The following is a 25,418-nucleotide window of genomic DNA, read 5'->3' on the forward strand; positions in this document are numbered from 1 at the left end:
ATGAAGGCATCTCACGGAGTGTCGGTCGTCCTGGCGATCGCGGTGGCCGGCTGCGCGAACCTCTCGCTGCTCGAGGAGGACGTCTGCGGCAACCGCGTCGTCGAGGCGCCTGACGAGGCCTGCGACGGGCAGGAAGGCTGCGGCGCGCCCGGGAGCGCGCACCAGTGCCGCTACCTCTGCGGGGGCGCCGAAGGGTTCGTGTGCCCCGGCGGCTACGGGTGCGGCGCGGACGGCGTCTGCCGGCGGCCCACGGGCGTGTTCGAGGAGCTCTCGGCGCGCACCATGGTCACGGCGATGGAGCTCTCGGCCGGCGATATCAACGCCGACGGCTGCGACGAGCTCGTGCACACGACGCTCGAGAGCACCACGATCACGGCGCTCCCGAGCCAGGCCCCTGGCCTGTGCGCGCAGGCGGAGCAGGCGCTCCCGATCGCCCGGGCGGCGTCGAGCGAGGAGACGTCACCCGCTCCGATCCTGCGCGATCTCACGAGCGACGGTCAGCTCGAGCTCATCGTCGCAGGGCGCGGGGACGTGGTCGCTGCGCAGGGGGGCGCCGCGAACGGCCTCTTCGTGTTCTCCGCCTCCGAGAGCGCGGCCATGGCGCCGACGCTCTACGCGACCACGCGCCTCGACAGCGAGGCCGCGCGCCTCCTGTCGGCGCGGCTGCGCGGCCGCGACGCCGCGCTGATCTTCCTGGGAGCAGCCGCCGCGACCGGTGGCGCGAACGGCGGCGGTGCGAGCGGCGAGCCGCCGGCGAGCGCCGGCCCAGGCCGTCTCGCCGTCATGTCGGACCCGGCCGCGACGCCGCAGACGCTCGACGGCGACGTCGTGGCCCCCGGCGACATCGTGGCAGCGGTCGCCGCCGATCTGGACGGGGACGCCGCCGCGGACACCGAGCCGTGCGACGAGGCGATCGTGGCGAAGCGGGGCGACGATCGGATCCGCATCTACGCCGTGTGCGGCCCCGCGGGCTCGAACGCGCTCGCGGCGCTGCCCGAGGTGCAGCTCGGCGGCGGCGCGAGGATCCGCGACGTCAACGCGTCGCTCGCCGTGCACGATCAGAACGGCGACGGCTTCCTCGACATCGTCGTGAACGCCATCCACGGCGATCTCGGCGAGATCCACGTCGCGTACGGCCTCGGCGACGGGCGCTTCCATTCGACCCCGAGCCTTCCGTCCTCCGGCTCGCCCGATCAGCGCACGGGCGCGCTCTCGCTCGACGACGCGGAGCTCGATGCCGCGCTCGCCGATCCGGACCGGATCTTCGTCGCCGGCGATTTCGACGCGGACCGCCCCGGACCAGAGCTCGTGCCGCTCGACTGCCGCCCCGGCGCGCCGTTCCAGTCGCCGGTCTGCGGCTCCATCGGCGGAGGGTGCGAGGCGATCGCCGCCGACGTGAACGCCGACGGCCACCTCGATATCGTCGCCACCGAGACGCAGCTGCCCGACATCACGGTCTACACCGGCGCCTCGGACGGCACGTTCTACACGCAGCGCGTCGCGACGCAGTGCCCGCCTCACTACGTCGCCGTCGGCGACTTCGACGGCGATCGGGTGAACGACATCGCCTACTTCGATCAGCAGGCGCGGCCGTCGTCTCCGCAGCCCTCGACCCGGCTCGACATTGCCTATGGCAACGCCTTCGCCGCGCCCTCCGCGCCGGCCGGGCACGGCCGCCTCGATCTCGCCAGCGGCCTCGTCGCGGGCCGCGTGCTCCAGGAGGCCACGGGCGTGCAGCTCTTCGCCCTGCGCGGCCTCCCGCGGCCGCCCGACGCGCCTGTGGGCTCCGGCTCCGGGCTCGCGCTCATCGAGGGGGGCCGCGATCGCCTCATCCGCGCGCCGTTCTACTTCGCCGCGCCTCCCGGAGCGCCGGGAGGCATGCCGCCTGGTCCTGGCATGCCGCCTGGTAGCGGCGCGTCGAGCTCCATCCTGCCCGTGAGGCTCCTCGCGGTCGCGGGCGGCATGTTCGCGGCCGGGGCCGACGGCGAACCCCAGCAGCGCCTTGCCGCGATCACGGAGCTCGCCGTCGAGGGCGGGCCGGGGCCCGTGCCCGAAGGCACGCAGCTCTGGCTGATCGCCGTCTCGCCGGAGGGAGACAACCTGCGCGCCGAGGCGTCCGGCCGGCCCGGCGAGGGGGCGCCGCCGTGCGACGCGTGCGTGCTCGCGCCGATCGACACCGACGGCGACCGCCGCGACGAGCTCGTGTGGCTGAACGACGGCGAGCTCGCGCTCTATGCGGCCGACGGCGAGAAGCTCGTCGAGGCGGCTCGGCAGGAGACGGCGCACGTGTTCAAGGCCATCGTCGAGGACGTGAACCCGCCGAAGTACGCGCCGCGCCCCCTCGTCGCGGATCTGGACGGCGACGGGCAGCAAGATCTCCTCGCGCGCGCGGACAGCGGCGAGATCGTCGCGCTCTGGGGCCGCGCCGGCGGGGGCTTCGACGAGACGGAGCTCGTCGCCCCGGAGCCCTGCGAGGGCGACAAGGTCTGCGCGGGCCTCGCCGTGGCGCTGCTCAACGCCGACGCCGACGTCGCGCTCGAGGTCGCCGTGGCCGGGCCCGGGCGGCTCGAGCTCTACGACCTCGACGCCGGCGCGCGGGCGCTTCGCCGCCTCGAGACCGCCTTTCCCGGCCCTCCGCCGGAGGCTGGCAGCGATTTCGTCGCGCTGGTCGCGGGCGACGTCGACGGGGATGGCGTCGACGATCTCGCGGTGGCGATGAGCTCCGCGTTCCTGAAGGTGTTCCGCGGCAAGCCGGTGCTGCAATGAGGGCGGCGGCTCGCCCCTTCCGTCCGTTGCTCCTCTGGGCCTCGCTGAGCCTCGCTGTGGCGCCTGCCGCCGCCCGGGCGGACGCGCGCCCGACGCCCGAGCAGGTCGCGCAGGCGGAGAACTACTTCAACGCCGGCGCGCAGGCGTACGAGGCGGGCCAGTACCAGGTCGCAGCGGAGGCGTTCCTGGAGGCGCACGAGCGCGTGCCGAGCCCGTCGCTCCTGTTCTCGGCGGCGCAGGCGTTCCGGCGGCAGTACCTCACGGAGCCGTCGCCGGACGCGCTGCGCCGCGCGATCGCCCTCTACCGCGAGTACCTGCGCCAGGATCCGAAGGCGACGCGCCGCGAGGAGGCGGTGACGGCCCTCGGATCGCTCGTGCCGCTGGAGGCGCGGATCGCCGGCGAGGGCGCGGCGCCTGCGGGCGGCGAGGGCTCGACGGCAGAGAGCGGCGGCCCCGCGACCGCCGCGAGGCCGGCCGCGGGCGGGACGCGGCTCTTGCTGTCGTCGCCGGCCGAGGGGGCGCGGGTGTCGGTGGACGGCCAGCCGTTCGTCGCGGCGCCGCTCGTGGCGCCTGTCGCTCCTGGCCCGCACCGCGTGCGGGTGCAGGCGACGGGGCACTACGACGAAGAGCTCACGGTCGTCGCGGTCGCCGGCGAGCTGATGCCGCGGCACGTCGTGCTGCGGGTGAAGCCGGCGCAGCTGCGGGTGACCGGCACGGGCGGCGCGCGCATCGCGGTGGACGGGCAGGTGAGGGGGACGGCGCCGACGGCCGGAGCGATCGCGATCGAGCCGGGGGTTCATGTCGTCGAGGTCTCGCTGCCCGGATACGAGCTCTTCCGGCGGGAGCTCCGCGTGACGCGCGAGCAGGCGGTGGCGCTCGACGCCGATCTCCGCATGACCTCCCGCCGAGTCGCCGCGTGGACGGCGCTCGGCGTGGGCGCGGCGGGCGCGGTTGCGACCGGCGTGCTCGGGGGCCTCACTCTCGCGAGCCAGAGCGAGGCGGTCGAGCTGCGGGACAGGAAGGATGCGGGCTCGCTCACGCCGTCGGAGCGGGATCGCTACAACGCCGCGGTCGACGCGCGCGGCAGCCTCGGCGCGGCGGCGGCCGTCGCGGGCGGGGTGTCGTTCCTGGCCGCCGCTGTGGGGTTCGGGCTCTTCGCGTTCGACGAGCCGAAGGGCCTTGGCTCCGCCGCTCCCGCCGCGCCGCCGCCGCGGGATCCCGGGGTGGGGGCGGAGTTCACGGTGGGAGTTCTGTCGGCCGGTATCCGAGGGCGCTTCTAGATTTCCGTCTCGCCGCAGGTCGTCCCCGCGAGCTCGGACCGCGATCAGCCACGCCGCGATCAACCAGGCACGACGACGATCTCGCCGGTCGTGTACAGCGCGGAGGTGTCCCAGGCGAGCCCGGGGGCGAGCGGCACATCGATCGTCACCTCGGAGAACGTCCCCAGGAGGGCGCCGCTCCAGCCGAGCACGGCGATGGTGTCGCCGGCCTGGAAGGGCATGGCCTCATCATCCGCGTGGATCTCCAGCGCCCCGTCGATGCTCGCGTCCCCGTCCACGAACAGGAGCGGCGCGGCGCTCGGCCCGGCGACGGTCACGCTCAGCGCAGCGAACGAGCCCTGGCTGTAGCTCCCGGCGACGCTCGTCGAGGGGTACACCTCGCCCACGACCAGCGTGCCGAGCGCGGGGTTCGCGAGATCGCCCGTGAAGCTGCTGGTCTCGAGGCGCCCCCGGTAAAGATCGATGTTGTCGCTGGCCTGGACCTCGATCTCTGCCGCGGTGAGCTCGCCGTCCGCGAGCCGCACCGCCCACCTCGGGCCGCCGGGAGCGCCGGGCAGCGGCGCGAGCCGGAGGAGGCCGTCGATGCGGACGGACCCTCCCCCGTCGATGTGCAGCACGGGATAGACCGGCGAGTCCATGGACGCGAGGATCGTGACGTCACCGCTGTTGATCCACGATGCATAGACGTCGGTCACGTAGATGTACGCCGCGCCGCCTCGCGACCGGATCTCGGCCTCCTCTGTGGCCAGGGTCCCCAGCGCTCCGAGGACGATCCCGCCGATTCCATGGTCTCCCCCCACCGACAGCAGCCCCGCGTTCGTCCAGGTGCCGTCCCAGCCGCTCACGCTGACAACGCTGTTCTCGCGCCCGTTGCCGAGGACCTGCGCGTTCACGGTGGAGAGCTCGCCCCGGTAGACGGTCAGCTGCGCGGCCCTGCCCGCGCCGACGACGAACTCCCCCGTGCTCACCCACCTCGTCGCGGAGCCTGTGACGAACGCCTCGATCGGGAGGAAAGGGTCCGGCAGGGCGCTGGCACCGAAATAGACGTTGTGTGAGAAGAAGCTCGCTCCTTTCCGGATCTCGAGCCTGCCGCCCCACAGGTCACCGATGTAGGCGTTGGTTCGGCTCGTCAGGGTCGCGTCGTACCCCTCGACGAGCACGTCGCCGTAGGCGTGGAAGTACGGCCCGCTGACCAGGAGCTCGTCGGTGATCACCCTGGCGCCGGTCCGTACGATGAGCGAGCCCCAGGCAAAGTGGCCTGCGCCGATCGCGAGAGAGCCATTGTTGGTCCACCGCGATCCGTACCCGACCACCTCGACCGTACCGGAGCCCTCGTAAGGCCCGCCGATGATGGCGCCGGGGCTGAGCACCCTCCCTTTGTTGGAGACGCGCACGCTCCCCGAGCGGGGCATCCCCCGTATGGTGCCGCCGACAAGCAGAGGGCTATCGCCGAGGTCCCACGGGTCCGTCGCGCTCGCGGGCGATACATCATCCGAGATGGTCACATCCGCCCGGAGCGGCACTGGCACGCTCACCGACACCGCCGCAAGCAACACCGAAAGGGCGCATCGGACATGCTGGTTCATGGGCCTCCTGCTCAGCAAGAAAAATCACAACACAAGAATTCCGTCCTCGCTTCCCCCTACTGCCCGAGCCGGGTGGATTGCGAGACCGATATTCCCGCGCGCACTCTAGCAGGTAAAAGTCCGACGATCGCACGTCCTCGAATCAGCGCTGCCGATGAGCCCGGCGATGGGCTTCGCCGCCCGGGCCGCATTGCCCGGGCAGGGTGGAGCGGGTAACCCCTCTCGCGGGATATGTATCGGAGTCGACTTTGCTGTCGCCGCCGCCCGTCGGGCCGGTTTGCGAGAGGAGATTGGAGCCGATCTCTTTTTCATCAATCTTGTGTGCGAGCGTGCGAGTTCGACGAGCGTCTGAACGCGTCGGCGCCGAGGTCCGAGCGCGAGCTCGTCGAGGGCGCCAGGGTCGAGGCTCATCAGGGCGCGCGCGGCGCAGCGTCGGGTTCCGCGAGCTCGACCTGGGGAACGCCGAGCTCAGCGGCCGGATCGAGGGCAGAGGCCTTGAGGGCCCTCGACGGTCATAGCGACCTCGCTCCGGGATGGGTCGTGGCTCGATCTCGCTCGATCTGCTCAGGTCGGGCCCGAACGGCGCTCATGTGGGCCTCTCGATGACCTATCGGCGCCGGCCCCTCCGTTTTCCATCACGGAACGCGCGCGCGCCGGAGACAGTCACGGGCATGAAGCGCTCGTCGTTGTTCGTGCAGGCTGCCCTCGTCCTCCTCGCGTGCGCCTGCGGTGACGGAGGCGATGCCGGAGGACAGGGCGGCCAGGGGGGCCAGGCGAGCGGAGGTTCGTCCACCGGCCCAACGGGCGCCGGCGCAGGCCCGTCCGCCGGCACGACGGGCTCCGGTGCAGGCCCGTCCACCGGCACGACGGGCGCCGGCGGAGGTCTCGGCCCCCACGTCCCTGAGCCGAGCACGCCGACGCGCGGCGGGACGATGACGTTCACGAACATCGGCGCGCCCGGCTGGTGGCCCCGCCGCATCGACCGCGAGCCGGGCGACCCGGCGTGCGACTACAAGGACGGCGACGACACCTGGGGCGGGCACTGCTGCATGACGGAGCATCACGCGACGAGCGACAAGCTCGCCCCGTTCGATGAAGAGATGACCCTCATCATGAAGGCCATCCGCGTGAAGCAGCTCGCCGTCTACCAGCCCGGCAGCGACCCGGCGTCCTGGCAGATGGTCTCGTCGTGGGACGCGAAGGACGGCGTTGGCTCCAACCTGCTCGTCACGGAAGGGCAGGCCACGTCCGCCGACTTCACGGGCGATCTCACGAAGAAGGACTGCGTCACCTACTTCACGCAGGACAGGCCCTTCGCGTGCGGTGACGGCAAGGACTATTACTGTCCCGACGATCCGGGCGTCATGCACCTCGGCTGGGCGGGATCGAAGCTCGTCGTCTTCCTGGCGTCGATGACGTTCGACGACGCGGGCGTCGAGAAATGCGACGGCGATGGGCAGGGCCACCCCGGCCCGTGGGTCGCGTTCGTCGCGTCCGAGCTCATCCGCGACGGCGGCCGCAAGTGGAACGGGCTCTGCAACTGCTACTCGAAGACGGGCACGGTCGGCGACGGCTGCGGCGAGATCAACGTGTTCGAGGTCGTGATGGACAACAACGAGTACAGCAACCGCGAGTTCATGAGCACCGGTGTCCGCTCGTACCAAGAGGGGCACATCGGCGGCAGCGTCTGCGGGAGCGGCTGTGATCGCGACGAGTTCGCCGAGGACGTGGAGGTCGTGGATGCGTGCGCGCAAAAGGCCTACGACGAGGGGCCCGTCATCGAGGCCGGCGGGGCCTCGGACGGCTGCCCGACGTGGCGCCGGCCCGTCGGCGATCGCTACTTCATGATCCTGCTCGATGAGGCGCAGCGCACGATCCAGGTCGCGGTCATTCACCCGGAGAGGATCCCCTCCGCCGCGGCCGAGATGCTCCCCGATCTGCCGGGCGGGCTCTCGCGCGGCGCGATCGACGCCATGCTCTCGATGCGCCTGCCGGAGTGAGCCCCATGAAGAAAACGAGGAACACCATGCACAATTTCCGTCAGCTTCCGGTGCGGTGGATCTTCATCGCCGCGCTCGCGTCCTTCGCCGGCGTGCCGGCGTGCTCTGGCAGCGACGACGAGACACAGGCGTCGTCCGGGTCGAGCGGCGCCGGCGTGGGCAGCGCGAGCGGGAGCGGTGTAGCAAGCTCGAGCGGCGCCGGCGGGGGCGGCTCGAGCGGGAGCGGTGGTTCAAGCTCGAGCGGCGCCGGCGCGGGCAGCGCGAACAGCAGCGGTGCGGGCGGCTCGAGCGGCAGCGGCGGTGCCCAGCCGACGGGCTGCAAGCGCGGCCTCGCGTATGGTTATCACTCGAAGGCCGACATGGATGTCCTCTCGCCGGCGGTGTCCTGGTGGTACAACTGGACCCATGTGCCGGACGAGGGTGTCCGGCCCGACTATTACAGGACGCTCGGCGTCGAGTACGTACCGATGGTGTGGGGCGGGGGCAACCTCGACAGCGCCGCCGCCGACCGCATCGCCTCGGAGATCCCCGAGGGGGCGAGGTTCCTGCTCGGGTTCAACGAGCCGAACTTCGGGGCTCAGGCCGATCTTTCCGCGGCCGAGGCCGCGGCGCTCTGGCCGCACGTCGAAGCGGTGGCCGACGCCCGCGGCCTCGCGCTCGTGTCGCCGGCCGTGAACTTCTGCGGCGGCGATTGCCAGGAGACCGATCCATTCAAGTACCTCGACGACTTCTTCGCCGCGTGCAGCGGGTGCCGGGTCGATTACATCGGCATCCACATCTACACCGGCTGCAAGGGAGAAGGCGACAACCAGGCCCAGTGGCTCATCAACCACGTCGAGACGTACAAGTCGCGGTTCGACAAGCCCCTCTGGCTCACGGAGTTCGCGTGCGACAGCGCGGGCTCACTCGCCGAGCAGAAGGAGTTCCTCGTCGACGCGCTGGCGTACCTCGAGAACGAGCCTCGGATCGCGAAGTACGCGTGGTTCTCGGGCCGCGCCGACAACGTCCGGCACGCGAGCCTGCTCGGCGACGACGGCGAGCTCAACGAGCTCGGTCAGGCGTACGTCAGCGCGCCGCAGCGTTCGTGCGGAGACTCGACGGAGTGAGAGTGATGCGGCGGGCAGGCCACGGCCGCTGCGTCGGTGGCGATTTCCCGCAGCCGTTGTGGTTGCCGATGTGCAGCTTGCCGCTGGCTGCACGCGTGCCCGGTGCCCGCCTCTCTTGACGCGATGCTCCGGAGGGGGCTTGTCTGCCATCGGCGCGTGGCTGGTCGCTGGCGCGCCGTTTGGAATTGACATCCGATTTGTGAACGTTCACATTCGGCCCACGACCTCACCGGGGAGGGCGACGAGGGCGGCCGCGGGGGCTTGAGCTCAGGGCCTCTGACGCGCCGATCGGCTGGCGCGTCAGAGCGTCTGAACCGGATCCATCGTTCGCTGGGTGCTGCCAAACGTGAAACAATCCACGTATTTATGAAATTTCTTACGCACTTCAGCTCGAGTGACGAGCTCCGTGCACGGTGCGTTCGCCCCCGCTGCCTGGTGGCGGCGGTCATCCTGCTCCTCGGCGCCGGGGCTGCGGGATGCGGCGCGGACGGCGCCCTCAGCAGTGGCAGTAGCAGCAGTGGCGGCGGAGGCGGCGGCGGCGGCGGTGGTGGTGGCGGCGCCGGGGCGCCGGGTGGCGGTGACGGGGTCGGCGGCCCCGCAGGTTCAGACGGGGGCGCCGGGGGGGAAGGCGGCGCCGGCCTGGTACGACTTCTGGACGGGCACGCGTTACGCGGGAGGCACGACGATCGCCGCCGCCCCCGCGCCCATCGACGCCATCCCCGTCTACGCGCGCGCGGGCTCGATCGTCCCCATCGGACCGGCCCAGGAATACGTCGATCAGCAGGCGGCCGATCCCATCACGTTGCTGGTCTATGGCGGCGCTGGCGGCACTTTCACGCTGTACGAGGACCAGGGGACGAGCACCGATCACGAGAGCGGTGCATTCTCGCTCATCCAGCTGACCTGGGACGACGCGGCGCGAGCGTTGACCATCGGGGCGCGCCAGGGCGCGTGGGAGGGCATGCCGGCGAAGCGCACGTTCCAGGTGGTGCTCGTCACCGATGGCAAAGCGGTCGGCTTCTCGACGACGGACACGCCCGCGCCCGATTCCACCGTGACGTACGACGGGCAGGCGGTCCCCGTTCGTTTGTGAGCCGCTGGCAAGCGCGGAGTCGCCGCTTCCACGATGAAGGGGAGGGGATGCACAACAACTTCGATTGTGCAGACTCGAGCCCTGCGACGCCCCCTGGCCGGTATGGTGACGCGCCTAATTTGAGCTGTCGCTTCATAACTGAACCGGCGCGCCACAATCCATTGCTGGTCGGGAGGCCATGAGCTAGTATCGAGTCCCAGTCGCGCACTTCGCGCGCACGGAGTTACCGATGACAAGTGCCCGTTGCTCCTCCCTGGTCCTCGCCCTGTTCTCACTCTCGGGTGTTGCTTGTTCGTCGAGCAGCACCGCTCCTTCGGAAGAACCGGGGGTCGCAGGCGCGGGCGGCCAAGCGCAGGCGGGCGCCGGTGGTAACGCCGCGAGCGCGGGCAGCACCTCGGGCGGTGGCCAGCCCGGCTCCGCGGGCGCGGGTGGCTCCGATTCCGACGGTGCCAGCGGCGGCGCGGGCGGCAGCGCGAGTGGCGCGGGCATGGGGGGGGCGAGCGGTGGTGGCGGTCAAGCCGACGGCAGCGCAGGCGGCGCGACAGGGACGGACGCGGTCAAGAGCGCTGGCTGCGGCAAAGCGAAGACTCTGCAAAACGGCACGATCGACATCTCGTTCGGCGGCGCCTCTCGCAAGTACATCCTTCGCGTGCCGAGCGATTACGACAAGGACAAGCCGTATCGGCTCGTGTTCGCCTTCGCGGAGTCCGGCTCCTCCGCCATGTCGGTGGCGAACCGGAGCTACTTCACGATGGCGACGCTCGACACTGGAGCTACCACCATCTTCGTCGCGCCGGACGCCGCGAACGGCGCCGGTTCCTGGAGCAAGTCGGACGTGGAGCTGACGGACGCGATCCTGGAGGAGCTCGAGGGAGATCTCTGCATCGACAAAACTCGGATCTTCGCGACCGGCTTCAGCTTCGGGGGAGCGATGTCGTTGGCTCTCGCCTGCACCCGCGCGGACGTGTTCCGAGGCGTCGCCTTCTTTTCGGGGGCAGATCTCACGGGCTCCTGCACGGCGACGTTGACCAAGCCGATCGCCTACTACGCGTCGCAAGCCAGCGGTGACAGCAGCGGCCCCCCCATGCCGACCAGCGGTCGCGTCAAACAAGCCGAATTCGCGAAGGTCAACGGCTGCATGGAGGAGCCGTCGGCGACCACCTTCCCGGCAGCTGGCCAGCCCCACACGTGTACCGAGTACAAGGGCTGCTCCGCAGGTCACCCCACCAAGTACTGCGTGTTCGACGGCCCGCACGGCTGGGAGCCGAAGGACCCCGGGCAATCGACGAGCTGGAACGCCCCCGAGGCGTGGAAATTCATCACGCAATTCTGATGTCGCCCGCGTGACCACTTGCGGAGGCAGCGCGGGTCGTGCACGAGACCGGCTTCTCTGGCACGATTTCTGACCCTGGCAGGTGCCCGCCGACCGCACCGCATCCTGGTCTCACTTGCCGTAGGCCACCCGCCACACGGTGTTGCTCTGGTCGTCGGTCACCAGCAGCGCCCCGTCCTTGGCCACCGCGACGCCGACCGGGCGACCCCACACGTCGCCGGTGCTCGTGACGAAGCCTGTCATGAAGTCTTCGTAATACCCCGCCGCCTTGCCGTCCTTGACCGGGATGCGGATCACCTTGTATCCGGTGCGCCGCGAGCGGTTCCACGAGCCGTGCTCCGCCGCGAAGATGTGTCCCTGGTAGTCGGCAGGGAACTGCTGGCCCGTGTAGAAGCACAGGTCGAGCGAGGCCGAGTGCGACTGGATCAGCACGTCCGGCACGATGACCTTGTCCCGGAGCTCGGGGTGCTTGCCCTCGTGCCGCGGATCCTGGTGCGCGCCGAGGTAGTACCAAGGCCAGCCGTAGAAGCCGCCCTCTTGCACGCGCGTCACGTAGTCGGGGACCAGGTTGTCGCCCAGCTCGTCGCGCTCGTTCACGCTGGTCCAGAGCGCGCCCGTCGCCGGCTCGATGGCCAGACCGACCGGGTTGCGGATGCCTGACGCATGGAGCGCCTCGTTCTTGCCGTCGGGCGTGAAGGCCAGGATGCACGCGCGCCGGATCTCGCTGTCGTCGTCATCGACGTTGGAGCGGGAGCCCACGGACACGAACATTCGCTGGTTGTCCTTGCTGAAGGCGATATCGCGGGTCCAGTGGCCGCCGCCGCCCACGGCCTCCTTGCCCGAGGGGATGTTGGTGACCAGCGCCTCGGCCGGGCCGCCGGCCCTCGTGTCGCCCGCCTTGTAAGGGAACCGCACCACGCTGTCGGTGTTCGCGATGTAGACGTGCGTCGGCGCCTCGGTGCCGCTCGGATAGAAGGCGATGCCGAAGGGGCGGTTGAGGTCCTCGGCGTAGACGCTGCGGAGGTCGGCCTTGCCGTCGCCGTCCGTGTCCCGGAGCACCTGCACCCGGTCCGCCGCGCTCTCGGCCACGAACACGTCGCCGTTCGGCGCCACCTGCACGACGCGCGGCTTCTCCAGACCCGTGGCGAGCTCGGTGACGGCGAATCCCGACGGGACTTTGGGGAACACACCGGCTGGACGATCTGCCTTGCTCGGACTGTTGGTCACCGACTCGCCCTCGTTGGGCGCGGGCAGGTCGGCGACGGTGATCTTGCGCTTCACGCCTGGCGCGTCCGTTGTCCAGTCGCCCAGCGCGTCGGCGCCCGTGAGGATCCTGTCGGTGGGCGCTGGCTGCGGTGTGACCTCGGCTCGCTTGGGCGAGCAGGAGGACAGCGCGCCCGCGCAGGCGCCAACCAGGAGCACCTGAGCCGCCCCACGCCGGGCCCAGCAGCGGCCTGATCTTCGGTTGTCCATGGACTCTGGTTGCCATCCGACTGCTCCTCTGTCCACCGCTCCACCGCTCCTCTGGACCGATGAGCCCGCCGATCTCCTCGCTCCTCGCTCCTCGCCACGCGCACGCGAGGGAGCGCCCCCCCATCCAACCCCGGCTGCCGCCCTGTGGCCGGCGGCTACCAGTCCGCCTCGATCACCCCTCCGGTGTACTGCGTGCTGGTCGGCGTGTACTGGTGCACCTCGAACTTGTTGCCGTCGGGGTCCGCCAGCCAGATCTGGTACGTGTTGTCGCAGCCGAGCTTCTTCTCGGTGAACGGGACGCCGCGGCTCTTCAGCGTCGCCATCACGGCGTCCATGTCGTCGGTCTCGAGGCAGAAGTGGGCGATCCCGGTATTGACCACCTCGCCGAGGTTCCGGTCCTCGAACATCTCCACATAGTTGCCGTCGGCGATCTCGAGGTACGCGCCGAACGGCGCGCCTTCGCGGGTGAAGCTGAACTTGGTGGCGAACCCGAGCTTGCCGTAGAAGTCGACCGAGCGCTGCAGATCTCTCACGTTGAGACAGACGTGCGCGATGCGTTTGAACATGGGGAGGGCCTCCGCGACGGCGCCGGGGTAGGGGAGCGGCGCGCGCGGCCGAGGATACCCCAGCCGGAGGCCCCGGCGCGACGGTAGGCCCAGGCTCGCGCCCGGCGCCCGCGACGCCGCCCGCCGGCGAGCGGCGGCGACCAGGCCGAGCCGCTCGGCGCTGGGCTCGCGCGCGTTGATGAGCCGGCCCGCGCGCGCCGCCGCGGTGTCCGGCGCGACGCGTCCTGGCGCCTCGGCCTGGCAGAGGAGGTCGAGCCGCGGGTGCGCCTTCGTGCAAACGGTGCGCCCCACCGCCTCCGGCGCATGGCCGCGCGCCGCGAAAACAAGGGGGCACGCGCGAGGCACGCCGCCTGCTTCATGGCCGGCGTCACGGCCGGAGCTCCCGATGTCGCGCCGCGGAGGCGCGGGCGCGCCGGGGCTCACGCGAACAACGAGGTCGCTATGCATAACCTACGACGACTCTGGCTGGCGCTCGCCGCCGTCATCACCGCTGGCTTCTTGATACTCGGCTTCACGGGCCGGGAGGTGTACCGCAAGGCCCCGCCGATTCCAGAGCGGGTGGAGACGCCGTCCGGCCGGGTGCTGCTCACGAAGGACGACATCCTGGACGGGCAGCTGGTCTATCAGAGCATCGGCGGACAGCAGGTCGGCAGCGTCTGGGGGCATGGCGCTTACCAGGCGCCGGACTGGTCGGCGGACTGGCTCCATCGCGAGGCCGAGTCGCAGCTCGCGCTCTGGAGCCAGCGAGAGCACGGCGCGCCGTTCGCGTCGCTCCCGGACGAGGCGCAGGCCGCGCTCAAGGCGCGGCTCCAGCGGACGATGCGCCACAACGGCTACGACGCCGCGACCGGCGCGCTCACGGTCTCCGAGGATCGCGCGCTGGCGATCGAGGAGACCGCGGCGCACTACCGCGCGCTCTTCGGCGACGAGCCGAGCCTCGCCGGCCTGCGCGAGAGCTACGCGCTGCACACGGCCGCGGTCCCCGACGCCGGGCGGCGCGACAAGCTGACGGCGTTCTTCTTCTGGACCTCGTGGGCCGCGGCCGCGGAGCGCCCTGGCACCGGCGCCAGCTACACCAACAACTGGCCTCACGAGCCGCTCGTCGGCAACGTCCCCACGAGCGCCAACGTGATCTGGTCGATCGTGAGCATCGTCCTGCTGCTCGCCGGGATCGGCGCGCTCGTCTGGTACCACGCGTTCCGCCGTAGCGAGGAGCCGTCCGACCCTGCGCCGGCGCGTGATCCGCTCGCGGGGTGGGTGCTCACCCCGTCGATGCGGGCCGTCGGGAAGTACTGCGTCGTGGTGGTCGCGCTGCTCGTGCTCCAGGTCGCGCTCGGCGTGCTGACCGCGCACTACACCGTCGAGGGGAACGAGGTCTTCGGGCTGCCGCTCGGGGAGATCCTGCCGTACGCGGTGACGCGCACATGGCACGTCCAGCTCGGCGTCTTCTGGATCGCGACCGCGTTCCTCGCGACGGGGCTGTTCCTCGCGCCGGCGGTGGGCGGGCGTGAGCCGAGGGGGCAGCGGCTCGGCGTGAACGTCCTCTTCGGGGCGCTCGTCCTCGTGGTCTTCGGCTCGCTCGCCGGAGAGTGGCTGTCGATCAAGCAGCGCTTCGCGCTCGAGACCTCGTTCTGGTTCGGGCACCAGGGGTACGAGTATGTCGACCTCGGCCGCGCCTTCCAAATTGCGCTCTTCGGCGGGCTGGCGCTCTGGCTCTTCCTGATGCTGCGCGCGCTCTGGCCCGCGCTCGCCCGGCGCGACATGAGCCGGCACATCGTGCTGCTCTTCACCGGCGCCACCGTCGCCATCGGGATGTTCTACGGCGTGGGGCTCTTCTACGGCGCGAAGACCCACCTGTCGGTCATGGAGTACTGGCGCTGGTGGGTCGTCCACCTCTGGGTCGAGGGGTTCATGGAGGTGTTCGCCACCGCGGCGATCGCGTTCCTGTTCACCCGGCTCGGCCTCGTGCGTCCGGACAGCGCTGCGCGGGCGGCGATCCTGTCGACCTGCATCTTCCTCATCTCGGGCATCCCCGGCACCTTCCACCACCTCTACTTCAGCGGCACGCCGGTCTCGGTGATGGCGGTCGGCGCGAGCTTCAGCGCCCTGGAGGTCGTGCCGCTCGTCCTCGTGGGGATGGAGGCGCGCGAGACCTGGCAGATGCAGCACCGGAGCGGCTGGATGCAGGCCTATCGCTGGCCCATCCAGTTCTTCGTCGCCGTTGCATTCTGGAACTTCGTGGGCGCGGGCGTGTTCGGCTTCCTCATCAACCCGCCGATCGCCCTCTATTACATGCAGGGACTCAACACGACGCCCGTGCACGCGCACGCCGCCCTCTTCGGCGTCTACGGGCTGTTGTCCCTCGGCCTCGTGCTGGTGATGCTCCGCCGCCTGCGCCCCGATGCGGTGTGGAACGAGGCGCGGCTCCGGGTGGCGTTCTGGGGGATGAACGGCGGCCTCGGCCTCATGATCCTCCTGAGCCTCTTGCCGATCGGGCTCGCGCAGGCGTGGGCCAGCGTCGAGCGCGGGCTGTGGTACGCGCGGAGCGCGGAGTTCTTGCAGCAGCCGGTCCTCGAGGCCCTGCGCTGGATGCGGTTCGTCGGAGACAGCCTGTTCATCGTCGGCGTCGCGGCCTTCGTGGCGTTCGTCGCGGGGCTCTTCACCCGGCGGCCGGCGGGCGCCGCCTCGGCTAAGCCCGCGTCGGAAGGTGAGGCGGCAGGGATGGCCACGCCGGCCGCGAGCGGCGTGCCGGCGGCCTGATCAACCGCGCGCCAGCGCCCGCCTGCGCGCTGGCGCGCCTCCTCACCGCCGCGCCGCCGCCGCGCGGCACACCCGAAATGTGCTCGTGGCGCCGAGCTCAGCCGTGAACCGCCACGCTATGCTCGGGTCCTGGAGCGCCACGGCGCTCGCCCCCGGAACCCAGCATGTCCACCGAGCACTTCGACGTCCTGATCGTAGGCGCCGGCCTCTCCGGCATCGGCGCCGGCTACCACCTCCAGACGCGCTGCCCGGGCAAGCGGTATGCGATCCTCGAGGGGCGCAGCGCGATCGGCGGTACCTGGGACCTCTTCCGCTACCCTGGAGTCCGCTCGGACTCGGACATGTTCACGCTCGGCTATTCCTTCCGCCCCTGGAAGGAGGCCAAGGCGATCGCGGACGGGCGGTCGATCCGCGACTACGTGCGCGACACGGCCCGGGAGCTCGGCATCGACCGGCACATCCGGTTCAATCACCGGGTTCGATCCGCGTCATGGTCCTCGGAGCACGCGCGGTGGACCGTCGAGGTGGACGTCGGCCCAGGCGAGGAGCTCGTCCGCTACTCCTGCAGCTTCCTTTATATCTGCAGCGGCTACTACCGCTACGAGAGCGGGTATACGCCCAGCTTTCCCGGCCGCGACGACTTCCAGGGACAGCTCGTGCACCCCCAGCAGTGGCCGGAGGATCTCGACTACCGGGGCAAGCGCGTCGTCGTCATCGGCAGCGGCGCCACGGCCGTGACGCTTGTGCCCGCGATGGCCGCCGACGCAGCGCATGTGACGATGCTCCAGCGCTCACCGAGCTACATCGCCTCGTTGCCCTCGGAAGACCCGATAGCGAACGCGATCCGCGAGCACCTGCCGGAGCGGATGGCCCACCGCGTCGCCCGCTGGAAGAACGTCGCGCTCAGCCTGCTCATCTACCAGATCTGTCAGCGCGCGCCGCGGCTGGCCAGGCGGATGCTCCGCGGCGGCGTCGCCAGGCATCTGCCGCCCGACTTCGACATCGATACACACTTCAACCCTCGTTACGATCCGTGGGATCAGCGCCTCTGCCTCGTGCCGGACGCCGATCTCTTCCGTGCGGTGAAGGAGGGGCGCGCCTCCGTGGTCACCGACAGCATCCGGACCTTCACGAAGAACGGCGTCCTGCTCGAGTCGGGCAAGGAGCTCCAGGCGGACATCATCGTGACGGCGACGGGCCTGGAGCTCCTGCTCTGCGGCGGCATCCGCATCGCCGTCGACGGCGACGTCCTCGATCCCGGCAGGTCGTTCATCTACAAGGGGCTAATGCTGGGCGGCGTCCCGAACTTCGCGCTCTGCCTCGGTTACACGAACGCCTCGTGGACGCTCCGCGCGGAGCTGGCCTCGACGTACGTCTGCCGGCTGCTCAACCACATGGATCGCCGCGGCTACCGGCAGTGCTTGCCGCGCCATGACGAATCCGTCCCCGATCCTCGGCCGCTGCTCGGCCTGACGTCGGGCTACGTGCAGCGCTCGGCGGACCACCTGCCCAAGCAGGGATCGAAGGCGCCGTGGTACTTCCGTCAGAACTACGTCCTCGATCTGCTCGCGATGAAGCTAGGCCCGGTGGACGACGGCACCATGGTCTTCTCTAGGCGAGGGGAGCAGGAACGAACTTGGGGAACGCTGTTCTAGTCTGCACAGGGCGCTTCGACGGGGTAGTTGGTACCCGTCCATACCGCCGCGTCGGGGACGTAGTAGCCATTGTCGAGCTTGTACCAGAGGTTGTTACCATTCACATAATCGCCTCTCGTGTGGCAGACGAGGCTGACCATGGCGCCGACCTGAACGGCCATGGCCACCGGGCCGTCGGCGTTGGGGGTGAAGCGCAGAAAGACACGCCGGACAAAGACATTCGGCCCCACGTAGATGGGCGCCCGGGTGAGGGCGCTCGAGGCTTCTTCGACGATCTCCTCGTTCGCCCCCGTCGCTTCGTCGCTCGATCCGGATGTCGTGATGCAGCCCATGATCCCGGTCGTGGCCGATATTGCCAGCAGCGCCGTGTGTCTCCTGATGTACGTCATGTCGTCCCCCGATGTGGTACTGGTGCAATCGAGTCGAGATGGGCGCAGGACCACGCAGGCGTCCTCTCGCGCCGGCGAGGCTACGCCGACGCTCATCATATAATATCCGGATCCGATCCGTCCACATGCCGCGCACGCACCCGGTCGGTCGCGACCCTCATCGTGTGATAGACATCCGTGAAGTGGAGAATGGAATCGGGAAAGAGAGTTGAAGACGGAGAGCCATGACGTCCGGCGGCGCCGAGTGAAAACCCGACCCAGGCCCCACCGAAGAGCGCATCGGGATGCGGCGGAAAAATGCGGAGCAGGCGCGTCGGCGCACCTCCAGCGCGCGCGCTCATGCTAACAACCGCGCCGGTCGTCCGAACGCAGACGAGCTGGCCATGGACGACCGAAAGCGGCCATCCTCACGGCCGCCTCGACGCGCGGGCCAGCGATGCATGGAGCTTTGAATGAGGTACAACCTGTTCGTTGGATTGCTTGCCTTGCCCCTCCTGGGTTGTGGATCGGATCCTGCTGACGACACGGGCGCCACGACGACGGGCGCCACGACGAGCACGGGCTCCGCGGGGACGGGAGGTGGTGCGGGCGGGGAATCGCCGGGCTGCGCTCCGACCGCGGCGCCGGACGTCACGGATGTCTCCGGCACGTGGGCGTACCGCGCCATCGGGTCGCAGCTCACGCAGGCGCAGGGGCTCCCGCCGTTCCAGACGCGCATCGTCAGCGTGATGCTCATCACGCAGCAGCAGCGCGGAGACGCCATTTCCTTGCAGGGCACGTATTGCGACCATTACACCGAGGACCCGGACGCGATCGTGCACGCCGTCATCCCGGACAGCTTCCGCGGGGCGCTCGCGCCGGTGACCCGCGAGGGCACGTTCGCGGCGGGCGAAGGGGGGCTCCGCTACAAGCTCGGGCCCCTCCACGAGGTGATCGGCGCGGCGCTCGACGACCCGACGCAGGACGAGCTGCCCACGGATCCGGCGGACGCTCGCGTCGTCGATCAGGACGAGGATGGACACCCGGGGATGACGGTTCAGCTCCAGGGGCTCATCGACGGGTCGGTGTACGTGGCCGAGCGGGCGCGGACCGAGCTCGACGGCGTTGCGGTCGCGACCGATCGCATCGAGGGTCGACTCGGGTTCGTGTCGGAGCAGAGCGTGCTCGAGACGGATCCTGCGAGCCTCAAGGCGACCATGGCCGCCTCGAGGACGTATCCCGATCCGGAGGAGTGCAACAGCACCTTCGTGATGGTCCGCACCCCAGATGGCGCGGACTGCGCCTGGATCAAGGAAAGGGCCGACACGCTCTTCCAGTAAAGCCCTTCCCGGCGGTCGCGGCGCGCCGCGTGACCCAGCGCCGCCGGGTCACGATCCATCAAGAGGACGCCGGCTTCGCTGTGTGGCTCACTCGGGCAGCCGCAGCATGAAGCCGGCGCCGGCCAGCCACCCGCCGCTGGAGAAGCCGGGATAACCTGGGTTGTTCGTCTGCAGCCCGTCGATGCCGTCGAGCGGCTCGCCGCTCACGATGTCGACCAGGTTGTCGGGGACCTCGTCGAACACGGGGTTCCTGGCGGACGGGCTCTTCGACACCTCCCGCGGCACGAGCAGCTGGCCGTGCAGGAACGCTCCCACCCCGAAGTCGGCGCCGAAGAGCGACACCGGCGTCTCGAACGAGGCGGCGACCGCGAGGCGCGCGTTGTCGACGTAGTTGGTCCTGCCGGTCTGGTCCGGCACCGGAGACGGCGTGAAGGCCACGTCGGCAGAGAGCCTGCGGCTCCCCAGCACGACCGCGCCGCCGAGCCCCACGGACACCGTGCTCGACCACAGGTCGGGCGGGGCCTCGGCGTGCCGATCGCGGTACTCCGACCACCGCGTCAGGAGCGCGTGCCCGCCGATCTCCCAGGAGGGCAGCGCCGGGCCCTTCGAGCGCGCGGCGCGCTCGCCCACTCGGTCTCCGCTCGGCGGGCCCGTGACCGAGGCCCCGACGCTGACGCGCGTCGGCTGGTGGCCGAGCGTCAAGCGATAGGCCTGCGGGACCGAGCTCTCGCCCTCCGGATAGGTGGTGTTCCAGAAGCGGATCCTGTTCTCACCGTCGGTGTCCGACGCCGAGGCGAGGTGGAGCGTGGCCGAGAGGCGCAGCCAGGGTGTCGGGCTGGTCGCGAAGGCGAAGTAAGGAGCGAAGACGCTCTCGACCTCCACGTCGGGGTTGATGAGGGCGGTCCGCTGGTCGCTCGCGTCGGGCACGTGGACGGCGGTCCGCGCGCTGGTGCCGATCGTGACGTCGACCCCCGCCCCCACGGATAACCAGCGGGTGATCCGGCCGGCCATCGACACTGCCAGGCTGGTGACCGACAACCGATCTCCCAGCAGCTCGAACTCCAGCCGATTCGAGAAGTACTGCGCGCGCTCGTCGGCGAAGAAGGCCCGCTGCTCCTGGAAGCTCCTGAGCGGCAGCAGGGCGTAGAAGCCCAGGACGAGGCGGTCCTCGTAGAGCGGCCTCACGAGCCCGAGGGTCGCGTACGTGTTGGTCTGCCGGTCGCGCGTGTCAGCCCGCGGGCTCGGGAGCTTCGACCGCGGCATGGGCCGGTGGGTGAGCCGAGAGGTCGAGCCGTCCGGATTCCGGATCTGGCCATCGTAGACCGACTCGGGCACGTCGACGCCCGGAGGGCGCGCGGCGAGGGTGATGTCGCCGTGCGTGACGAGCACGAAGAAGCCCGCTTGCGTCGTCGCCGCCGCGTACGGCAGGAGCGCCGGGTTGAAGAACGCGGCCTCGGGTCCCCGCGCGAGCACCCGTGCGTTCAGCCCGTTGGCGCTCGTGGGAGCGCCGGTGATCTCCAGCGCGCCCGACGCGCGGACGGCCTCGGCATGGAGGAGCAAGGCAGACGCCAGCGCGAACGGCGCGGCGACGCAGACTTTGTGCGGCATAGGTGATCGAGGCGCGGGAGTCTGCCGGAAGGTCGGCCGCGAGGTCAAGCCGTGAGACGAGCAATGGCGCCTCTGGCCGCTCGCGCGGCTGAGCCTCGAGGCGCACGTGAGCGCGCTCGGCGCTACCTCAGGATCGGGGCGCAGTTCGTGAACTTGAACGACGTCATGATCGTGAAGCTCGACCCTCCGCCGCGGCGCTCCGCGTAGAAGAAGTCGAGCGGATACTCCTTGCCGGGCTCGATGCCGAGCTCCGCGGCGTTCGCGTCGAGATCGAGCTGCGCCGGGGTCGAGACGTGGAGCCCGCCCAGGTCGATCGCGAGGCGCCTGTTGATGAACACCCAGAGATCGTCGTCACCGACGAACACGAAGACACCGCCGGGCCGGTACTCGAACGTCATGTGGAGCTCGTAGGTGAAGCCGTAGTTGTGCTCCCGCTGCTCGTTGCCCCACCCCTGATCGTCGATCGGGAAGAACTGCGGCGCCGCGAACTCTCCGAGGCCGCGGTCGCTCAGCTCGAGAGGGACGTCGTACCGGATCCGTACGTTGACCGTCGGGTCGTCGTGATACCATTGATAAAACGCCTCGGGCCCGGTCGTCTGCTCGGTGCCGCCCTCATGGGCATAGACCGGCTTGTCGTCGGGGCCGAGCTCCGGCTTGACGATCCCTTTCAGGCCGTCGCCCACGAACGACTCGAAGTCGGGGTGCCCGCCGGGAGAGCCGGAGGCCTTGAAGTCGCGCACCAGCCCGGCGAGCTTCGGCTCGCAACGCTCGTCTCCGCCAGCGCCGGCGCTGCCTTGGGCGGAGCCGCCGCCGGCGCCGGGATCGAGGATGCCGGGGTCGTCACCGCCGGCGGTGGACGAGGACGAGGCGGGCGACGACGACGTCGTGGCGCCGAGGTCGCGACCGATGACGGCGATCTCGGTGGTGCACCCCGCGAGCGCCATGCCCGTCGAGAGAAGGAAGGCCAGGAATCGAGGGGTGCTCGCGCGGGTGGCCGCCGCGGGCTGGGCTAGCTTCATCGAGATCGTCTCCTGCCGCATGGATGCCGCCGGGCTTGCCGATCCTTCAGACAAAACCATTTGAACGCGTCGTTTCATGGGGCGCTGCCTGCAGGGACCCTGCGTGGCCGCGATCGCTTCACGGACGCGCGCCGCGGAGCCTCAGCTCCAGTGTGCTGTCAACTCGAGGTGATCGTCGTCGTCGCCGCCGCCGGCGATGATGCGCAGGCGGACATGGTTGGCGCCGCCGATCACGAGGAGCTGCTCGCAGGAGCCGATGACTTCGGTCCACATGTTCTCATCGAAGCCGTGGCAGTGGATCCAGAGAGCGCGGGTGAAGCCGCGGCGGGATTCGAGGACCCGGACGTGGCCGGCGGAGTAGTAGTTGGAGAAGACGCGCTGGCCGAGGGAGAAGAGGGTGGAAGGGGAAATGAGGCTCGCGATGACCTTGTAGATGCCGCTCATGTCGTCGTGGGTGCACTGGCGGCCAATCTGGTGGATGAGCTCTTTGCCTTCGCCGCTGGCGCGCCGGATGGCCTGGAACAGGTCCTTGTACCAGGCGATCGGGTACCATCCGGTGGAGACGAGGCTGCCATAGCGGATGCCGTCGCGCAGCGGTTCACTCATCGCATCGAGGCTGAGCTTCTGGACAGGCTCGCCGCGCAGCTTGCCAAAGCTCGCATAGACGGAGCGAAACGCCACCCCCTTGACCCTGGGTTCGTCGGTCATCCGATCGCGCGAGCCCCCTCGACAATAAGGGTACCGCAACCCGCGGGGGTCGGCCAGATTGTTGCCCTTCTCACCGGCATCGAAGAGTACAATCGCCTCCTACATGTAGCAGCCCGAGCCGTTCGATTTTCGCGCCGCTTTCCCGCGGCCCGCCTTCCGGATGGCCCCGCCTGACCGGGCCACCCTGGAGCGGAGTTCATGGGGCCGGCAGCCGCAGCCATGGCCCCGAGCGACGTGGAGCTTCGCCCCCTCAGGTCATTACCTATGACGAGGTGGAGTGTGTCCTCGCGATGGAAAGGCTCGCTTCGGGATCGGGGTCGCCTTCTTTCACGTCATGAAGCAGGTCGCGGCGTTCATCGACGGACGTGACCAAGGCATCGCAGACCATCTCCGGTGAGATCGTGCTCGACGAGCTCCTGCGCACGCTGCTCCGGATCGTGCTCGAGCAGGGCGGCGCGGAGAGGACCTGCCTCCTCCCGTGCCAGGACCAGGGCCTCTCCCACGCGTCGATCACGGTCCTCCGCACGGGCGAGCCGCTCCTCATGCCGGAGCTGCCCCTGCGAACGATGTGCGTCGACGACGAGCACTTTCGGCTGGTCCGGGAGCTCGGCACGCGGGCCGGGCTCTCGGTGCCGCTGCAGGGCCGGTGCCCCGGCCTCCCGCGGCGTGAGCAGGCTATGACCGCGGTCCTGGCCCGAAGGGCACGGGCGCGATCTCCGGCGGCGCGGGCGCCCCGAGGCCTGACGCGGGGCGGCGCAGCGTGAGCACCGCGCGGCAGCCGCCGTCGGGCGCGGCCTCGAGCCAGCACTCGCCGCCGTGGCGGCGCGCCACCTCGCGCGCGAGCGGCAGGCCGAGGCCGAGGCCGGCGCGGTTGCGGCGCCGCCCCTCGCCGGTACGCGTGAAGCGGTCGAACACCGCGTCGCGCTCGCCGGGCGGCACGCCGGGGCCTCGATCGTCGACCTGGAAGACCACCCGGTCGGGCTCGGGCACGACCCTCAGGGTCACCGGCGCGCCCGCGGCGTAGGCGGCCGCGTTGCGGAGGAGATTCGCGAGCGCCGCCTCCACGAGCGCCGGGTGCACGCGCAGATCGGCGTCACCCTGCGCATCGAGCTCGAAGGCGCAGCCGGCGCGGACCAGCCCCGGCCGCTCGCGGGCCGCGGCCTCTTCCGCCAGCGCGACGGCGCCGGCCGGCTCGAGGCCCTGCTCGACCTGGCCCGCGTCGACCCGGGCCAGCGCGAGCAAGCCCTCCACGAGGCCCCGCAGGCGCTCCACCTCCTCGCGCACGGACTCGAGCACCTCGCGGTACTCGTCGGCCCCGCGGGACCGGCGCAGCGCCACCTCGATCTCTCCGAGCATCGCCGTCACCGGGGTGCGCAGCTCGTGGGCCGCGTCGGCGGTGAAGCGGACCTGGGCGCCGTGCGCGCCGTCCAGGCGGTCGAGCAGCGCGTTCACGGCGGCGAGCAGGGCGCGGAGCTCCGCCGGGCCCGCCTCGGTGAGGCGGTCGCCGCCCGCGAGCGCGGTCACGCGCGCGGCCTCGGCGCACGCGCGATCGAGCGGCGCGAGCGCGCGGCCCACCGTGCGCCGGAGCAGCAGCGCCGCGGTCAGCGCGGCGGCGGCGGCGAGCGCGCCGTAGATGGCGGCGAAGGGGCCGACGCTCCGCGCGAGGGTGACGCGCGGGGCAGCGGCGGCGATGAGCACGTGCTCGCCGTGTCCGTCGCGCTCGGCCTCGATCTCGGCCGGCAGGACCAGGAGGCGGAGATCGCCGACGTCGCCCGCGGTCGGGCGCTCCGCGGCGAGCGCTTCCCGCGCCAGATCCGGCGGGACGCGCGGGTCGCTCCGGCGCGAGACCCACACCGACGCCGGCGGGCGGCTGTGCTCCACCTCCCACGCGCCGGAGGCCTCCGGGTGGGCGTGCTCGTGGGCGGCTGCGAGCAGCGCCCGGTCGAGCGAGCGCACCTCGGCCTCGTGCAGCAGCGCGGCGGTGCCGACGCCGACGCCCGCGAGCGCGCCGAGCACCACGGTGACCGCGCCCGCGACGAGCGAATCGGCCAGCGAGCGGCTCACCGCGGCCGCTCCTCGAGGACATAACCGACGCCCCGCACCGTGTGGATCAGCGGGCGCGCGAAGCCGCGATCCACCTTGGCCCGCAGCGCGCTGACGGCCACGTCGACGACGTTGGTGCCAGGGTCGTGGCCCACGTCCCAGACGCGCTCCAGCAGGCGGGTGCGGCTGAGCACCCGGCCGGCGCTCTCGGCGAGCGCGCGCAGCAGCGCGAACTCCTTCGCCGTGAGGTAAATCTCCCGCCCGGCGCGCTCGACCCGGTGGGCCGCGAGATCGATCAGCAGGTCGGCCACCTCGATGCGCTCGCTGCGCCCGGCGCGGCGCGATACGGCGGCGATGCGCGCCAGCAGCTCCTCGAACGAGAACGGCTTGGGGAGGTAGTCGTCCGCGCCGCCGTGGAGGCCCTCCACGCGCTCGCCCACGCGGTCGCGCGCGGTGAGGCAGATCGCCGGGGTGGCGGCGCCGCCGCGGCGGAGCTCGCGGATGAGGTCGAGGCCGTCACCGTCGGGCAAGGCGCGGTCGACGAGGAGGAGGTCGTAGTCGCCCTGGGCGAGCGCGCGCCGGGCGCCCGCGAGGTCCTCCTCCACGTGCACCTGGTGCCCCTCCTCGGCGAGGCCGCGGCGCAGGAAGCCCGCGATCTTGCGCTCGTCTTCGATGACCAGGATGCGCATGGGTCTCCGCCGTGCTCGAGCGGGG

General features: G+C 70.8%; 19 protein-coding genes. 10 read left to right on the top strand and 9 right to left on the bottom strand.

Annotated elements, in window-relative coordinates:
- Together WMF29_RS17950 and WMF29_RS17955 are read left to right on the top strand one after the other, a co-directional pair.
- Complete coding sequence (locus tag WMF29_RS17950) at positions 1-2,766, top strand: FG-GAP repeat domain-containing protein (protein ID WP_437330004.1); 2,766 nt, start codon at positions 1-3, stop codon at positions 2,764-2,766.
- Positions 2,763-4,046, top strand: coding sequence for a PEGA domain-containing protein (locus WMF29_RS17955; protein ID WP_437330005.1), 1,284 nt, complete (start codon positions 2,763-2,765; stop codon positions 4,044-4,046). Before WMF29_RS17950 ends, WMF29_RS17955 begins: the two co-directional genes overlap by 4 nt.
- 59 nt (positions 4,047-4,105) lie before the next feature.
- Here WMF29_RS17955 and WMF29_RS17960 read toward each other — a convergent pair whose 3' ends face one another.
- Positions 4,106-5,632, bottom strand: a complete 1,527-nt coding sequence (locus WMF29_RS17960) for a hypothetical protein (RefSeq protein ID WP_437330006.1) — start codon at positions 5,630-5,632, stop codon at positions 4,106-4,108.
- Between the two features lie 671 nt (positions 5,633-6,303).
- On the opposite strand from WMF29_RS17960, the gene WMF29_RS17965 reads away from it, so the two are divergent.
- The 4 genes from WMF29_RS17965 to WMF29_RS17980 all read left to right on the top strand — a co-directional run bounded on the left by WMF29_RS17965 (position 6,304) and on the right by WMF29_RS17980 (position 11,164).
- Positions 6,304-7,632: a DUF2403 domain-containing lipoprotein gene (locus WMF29_RS17965; RefSeq protein WP_437330007.1), complete on the top strand. Its 1,329-nt coding sequence runs from the start codon at positions 6,304-6,306 to the stop codon at positions 7,630-7,632.
- A gap of 5 nt (positions 7,633-7,637) precedes the next feature.
- Complete coding sequence (locus WMF29_RS17970; RefSeq protein WP_437330008.1) at positions 7,638-8,738, top strand: glycoside hydrolase family protein; 1,101 nt, start codon at positions 7,638-7,640, stop codon at positions 8,736-8,738.
- Between the two features lie 502 nt (positions 8,739-9,240).
- Complete coding sequence (locus WMF29_RS17975) at positions 9,241-9,831, top strand: DUF5110 domain-containing protein (RefSeq protein WP_437330009.1); 591 nt, start codon at positions 9,241-9,243, stop codon at positions 9,829-9,831.
- 487 nt (positions 9,832-10,318) lie between these two features.
- Positions 10,319-11,164 (top strand): alpha/beta hydrolase family esterase, encoded by an 846-nt coding sequence (locus WMF29_RS17980; protein WP_437330010.1) that lies wholly within the window; start codon positions 10,319-10,321, stop codon positions 11,162-11,164.
- Between the two features lie 111 nt (positions 11,165-11,275).
- Here WMF29_RS17980 and WMF29_RS17985 read toward each other — a convergent pair whose 3' ends face one another.
- Together WMF29_RS17985 and WMF29_RS17990 are read right to left on the bottom strand one after the other, a co-directional pair.
- Complete coding sequence (locus tag WMF29_RS17985) at positions 11,276-12,637, bottom strand: PQQ-dependent sugar dehydrogenase (RefSeq protein WP_437330011.1); 1,362 nt, start codon at positions 12,635-12,637, stop codon at positions 11,276-11,278.
- A gap of 155 nt (positions 12,638-12,792) precedes the next feature.
- On the bottom strand, positions 12,793-13,494 hold the full coding sequence (locus tag WMF29_RS17990; RefSeq protein WP_437330012.1) for a VOC family protein: 702 nt from the start codon (positions 13,492-13,494) through the stop codon (positions 12,793-12,795).
- A gap of 150 nt (positions 13,495-13,644) precedes the next feature.
- On the opposite strand from WMF29_RS17990, the gene WMF29_RS17995 reads away from it, so the two are divergent.
- Together WMF29_RS17995 and WMF29_RS18000 are read left to right on the top strand one after the other, a co-directional pair.
- Positions 13,645-15,963, top strand: coding sequence for a nitric-oxide reductase large subunit (locus tag WMF29_RS17995; protein ID WP_437330013.1), 2,319 nt, complete (start codon positions 13,645-13,647; stop codon positions 15,961-15,963).
- 164 nt (positions 15,964-16,127) lie between these two features.
- The gene (locus WMF29_RS18000; RefSeq protein ID WP_437330014.1) at positions 16,128-17,618 is read left to right on the top strand and encodes a flavin-containing monooxygenase; all 1,491 of its coding nucleotides are present in this window, start codon (positions 16,128-16,130) and stop codon (positions 17,616-17,618) included.
- On the opposite strand, the gene WMF29_RS18005 is transcribed toward WMF29_RS18000, so the two are convergent.
- The gene (locus tag WMF29_RS18005) at positions 17,615-18,007 is read right to left on the bottom strand and encodes a hypothetical protein (protein ID WP_437330015.1); all 393 of its coding nucleotides are present in this window, start codon (positions 18,005-18,007) and stop codon (positions 17,615-17,617) included. The genes WMF29_RS18000 and WMF29_RS18005 overlap by 4 nt on opposite strands.
- A gap of 452 nt (positions 18,008-18,459) precedes the next feature.
- Here WMF29_RS18005 and WMF29_RS18010 point away from each other — a divergent pair, with 452 nt between their 5' ends.
- Complete coding sequence (locus tag WMF29_RS18010; RefSeq protein ID WP_437330016.1) at positions 18,460-19,326, top strand: hypothetical protein; 867 nt, start codon at positions 18,460-18,462, stop codon at positions 19,324-19,326.
- 87 nt (positions 19,327-19,413) lie between these two features.
- Here WMF29_RS18010 and WMF29_RS18015 read toward each other — a convergent pair whose 3' ends face one another.
- The 3 genes from WMF29_RS18015 to WMF29_RS18025 form a co-directional block, all read right to left on the bottom strand.
- Positions 19,414-20,934, bottom strand: coding sequence for a hypothetical protein (locus WMF29_RS18015; protein ID WP_437330017.1), 1,521 nt, complete (start codon positions 20,932-20,934; stop codon positions 19,414-19,416).
- Between the two features lie 122 nt (positions 20,935-21,056).
- Complete coding sequence (locus WMF29_RS18020) at positions 21,057-21,953, bottom strand: fibro-slime domain-containing protein (protein ID WP_437330018.1); 897 nt, start codon at positions 21,951-21,953, stop codon at positions 21,057-21,059.
- A gap of 141 nt (positions 21,954-22,094) precedes the next feature.
- Positions 22,095-22,661 (bottom strand): hypothetical protein, encoded by a 567-nt coding sequence (locus WMF29_RS18025; RefSeq protein ID WP_437330019.1) that lies wholly within the window; start codon positions 22,659-22,661, stop codon positions 22,095-22,097.
- A 365-nt stretch (positions 22,662-23,026) separates the two neighbouring features.
- On the opposite strand from WMF29_RS18025, the gene WMF29_RS18030 reads away from it, so the two are divergent.
- Complete coding sequence (locus tag WMF29_RS18030; protein WP_437330020.1) at positions 23,027-23,425, top strand: hypothetical protein; 399 nt, start codon at positions 23,027-23,029, stop codon at positions 23,423-23,425.
- On the opposite strand, the gene WMF29_RS18035 is transcribed toward WMF29_RS18030, so the two are convergent.
- Complete coding sequence (locus WMF29_RS18035; RefSeq protein WP_437330021.1) at positions 23,337-24,725, bottom strand: sensor histidine kinase; 1,389 nt, start codon at positions 24,723-24,725, stop codon at positions 23,337-23,339. The two genes, WMF29_RS18030 and WMF29_RS18035, sit on opposite strands and share 89 nt — an antisense overlap.
- Positions 24,722-25,393 carry a winged helix-turn-helix domain-containing protein gene (locus WMF29_RS18040; protein ID WP_437330022.1) on the bottom strand — a complete coding sequence of 224 codons (672 nt, stop codon included), beginning with the start codon at positions 25,391-25,393 and terminating at the stop codon, positions 24,722-24,724. Before WMF29_RS18040 ends, WMF29_RS18035 begins: the two co-directional genes overlap by 4 nt.
- Between the last annotated feature and the right edge of the window lie 25 nt (positions 25,394-25,418).

It is taken from the genome of Sorangium sp. So ce381 (assembly GCF_051473845.1).
GTDB lineage: Bacteria > Myxococcota_A > Polyangia > Polyangiales > Polyangiaceae > Sorangium > Sorangium atrum.

What these genes read in the sequence shown, in the direction of transcription:
- WMF29_RS17950 (WP_437330004.1), top strand. Translation starts at nt 1, where the DNA reads ATGAAGGCATCTCACGGAGTGTCGGTCGTCCTGGCGATCGCGGTGGCC.
- WMF29_RS17955 (WP_437330005.1), top strand. Translation starts at nt 2,763, where the DNA reads ATGAGGGCGGCGGCTCGCCCCTTCCGTCCGTTGCTCCTCTGGGCCTCG.
- WMF29_RS17960 (WP_437330006.1), bottom strand. Translation starts at nt 5,632, where the DNA reads ATGAACCAGCATGTCCGATGCGCCCTTTCGGTGTTGCTTGCGGCGGTG.
- WMF29_RS17965 (WP_437330007.1), top strand. Translation starts at nt 6,304, where the DNA reads ATGAAGCGCTCGTCGTTGTTCGTGCAGGCTGCCCTCGTCCTCCTCGCG.
- WMF29_RS17970 (WP_437330008.1), top strand. Translation starts at nt 7,638, where the DNA reads ATGAAGAAAACGAGGAACACCATGCACAATTTCCGTCAGCTTCCGGTG.
- WMF29_RS17980 (WP_437330010.1), top strand. Translation starts at nt 10,319, where the DNA reads ATGGGGGGGGCGAGCGGTGGTGGCGGTCAAGCCGACGGCAGCGCAGGC.
- WMF29_RS17985 (WP_437330011.1), bottom strand. Translation starts at nt 12,637, where the DNA reads ATGGACAACCGAAGATCAGGCCGCTGCTGGGCCCGGCGTGGGGCGGCT.
- WMF29_RS17995 (WP_437330013.1), top strand. Translation starts at nt 13,645, where the DNA reads ATGCATAACCTACGACGACTCTGGCTGGCGCTCGCCGCCGTCATCACC.
- WMF29_RS18000 (WP_437330014.1), top strand. Translation starts at nt 16,128, where the DNA reads ATGTCCACCGAGCACTTCGACGTCCTGATCGTAGGCGCCGGCCTCTCC.
- WMF29_RS18005 (WP_437330015.1), bottom strand. Translation starts at nt 18,007, where the DNA reads ATGACGTACATCAGGAGACACACGGCGCTGCTGGCAATATCGGCCACG.
- WMF29_RS18010 (WP_437330016.1), top strand. Translation starts at nt 18,460, where the DNA reads ATGAGGTACAACCTGTTCGTTGGATTGCTTGCCTTGCCCCTCCTGGGT.
- WMF29_RS18015 (WP_437330017.1), bottom strand. Translation starts at nt 20,934, where the DNA reads ATGCCGCACAAAGTCTGCGTCGCCGCGCCGTTCGCGCTGGCGTCTGCC.
- WMF29_RS18020 (WP_437330018.1), bottom strand. Translation starts at nt 21,953, where the DNA reads ATGAAGCTAGCCCAGCCCGCGGCGGCCACCCGCGCGAGCACCCCTCGA.
- WMF29_RS18025 (WP_437330019.1), bottom strand. Translation starts at nt 22,661, where the DNA reads ATGACCGACGAACCCAGGGTCAAGGGGGTGGCGTTTCGCTCCGTCTAT.
- WMF29_RS18040 (WP_437330022.1), bottom strand. Translation starts at nt 25,393, where the DNA reads ATGCGCATCCTGGTCATCGAAGACGAGCGCAAGATCGCGGGCTTCCTG.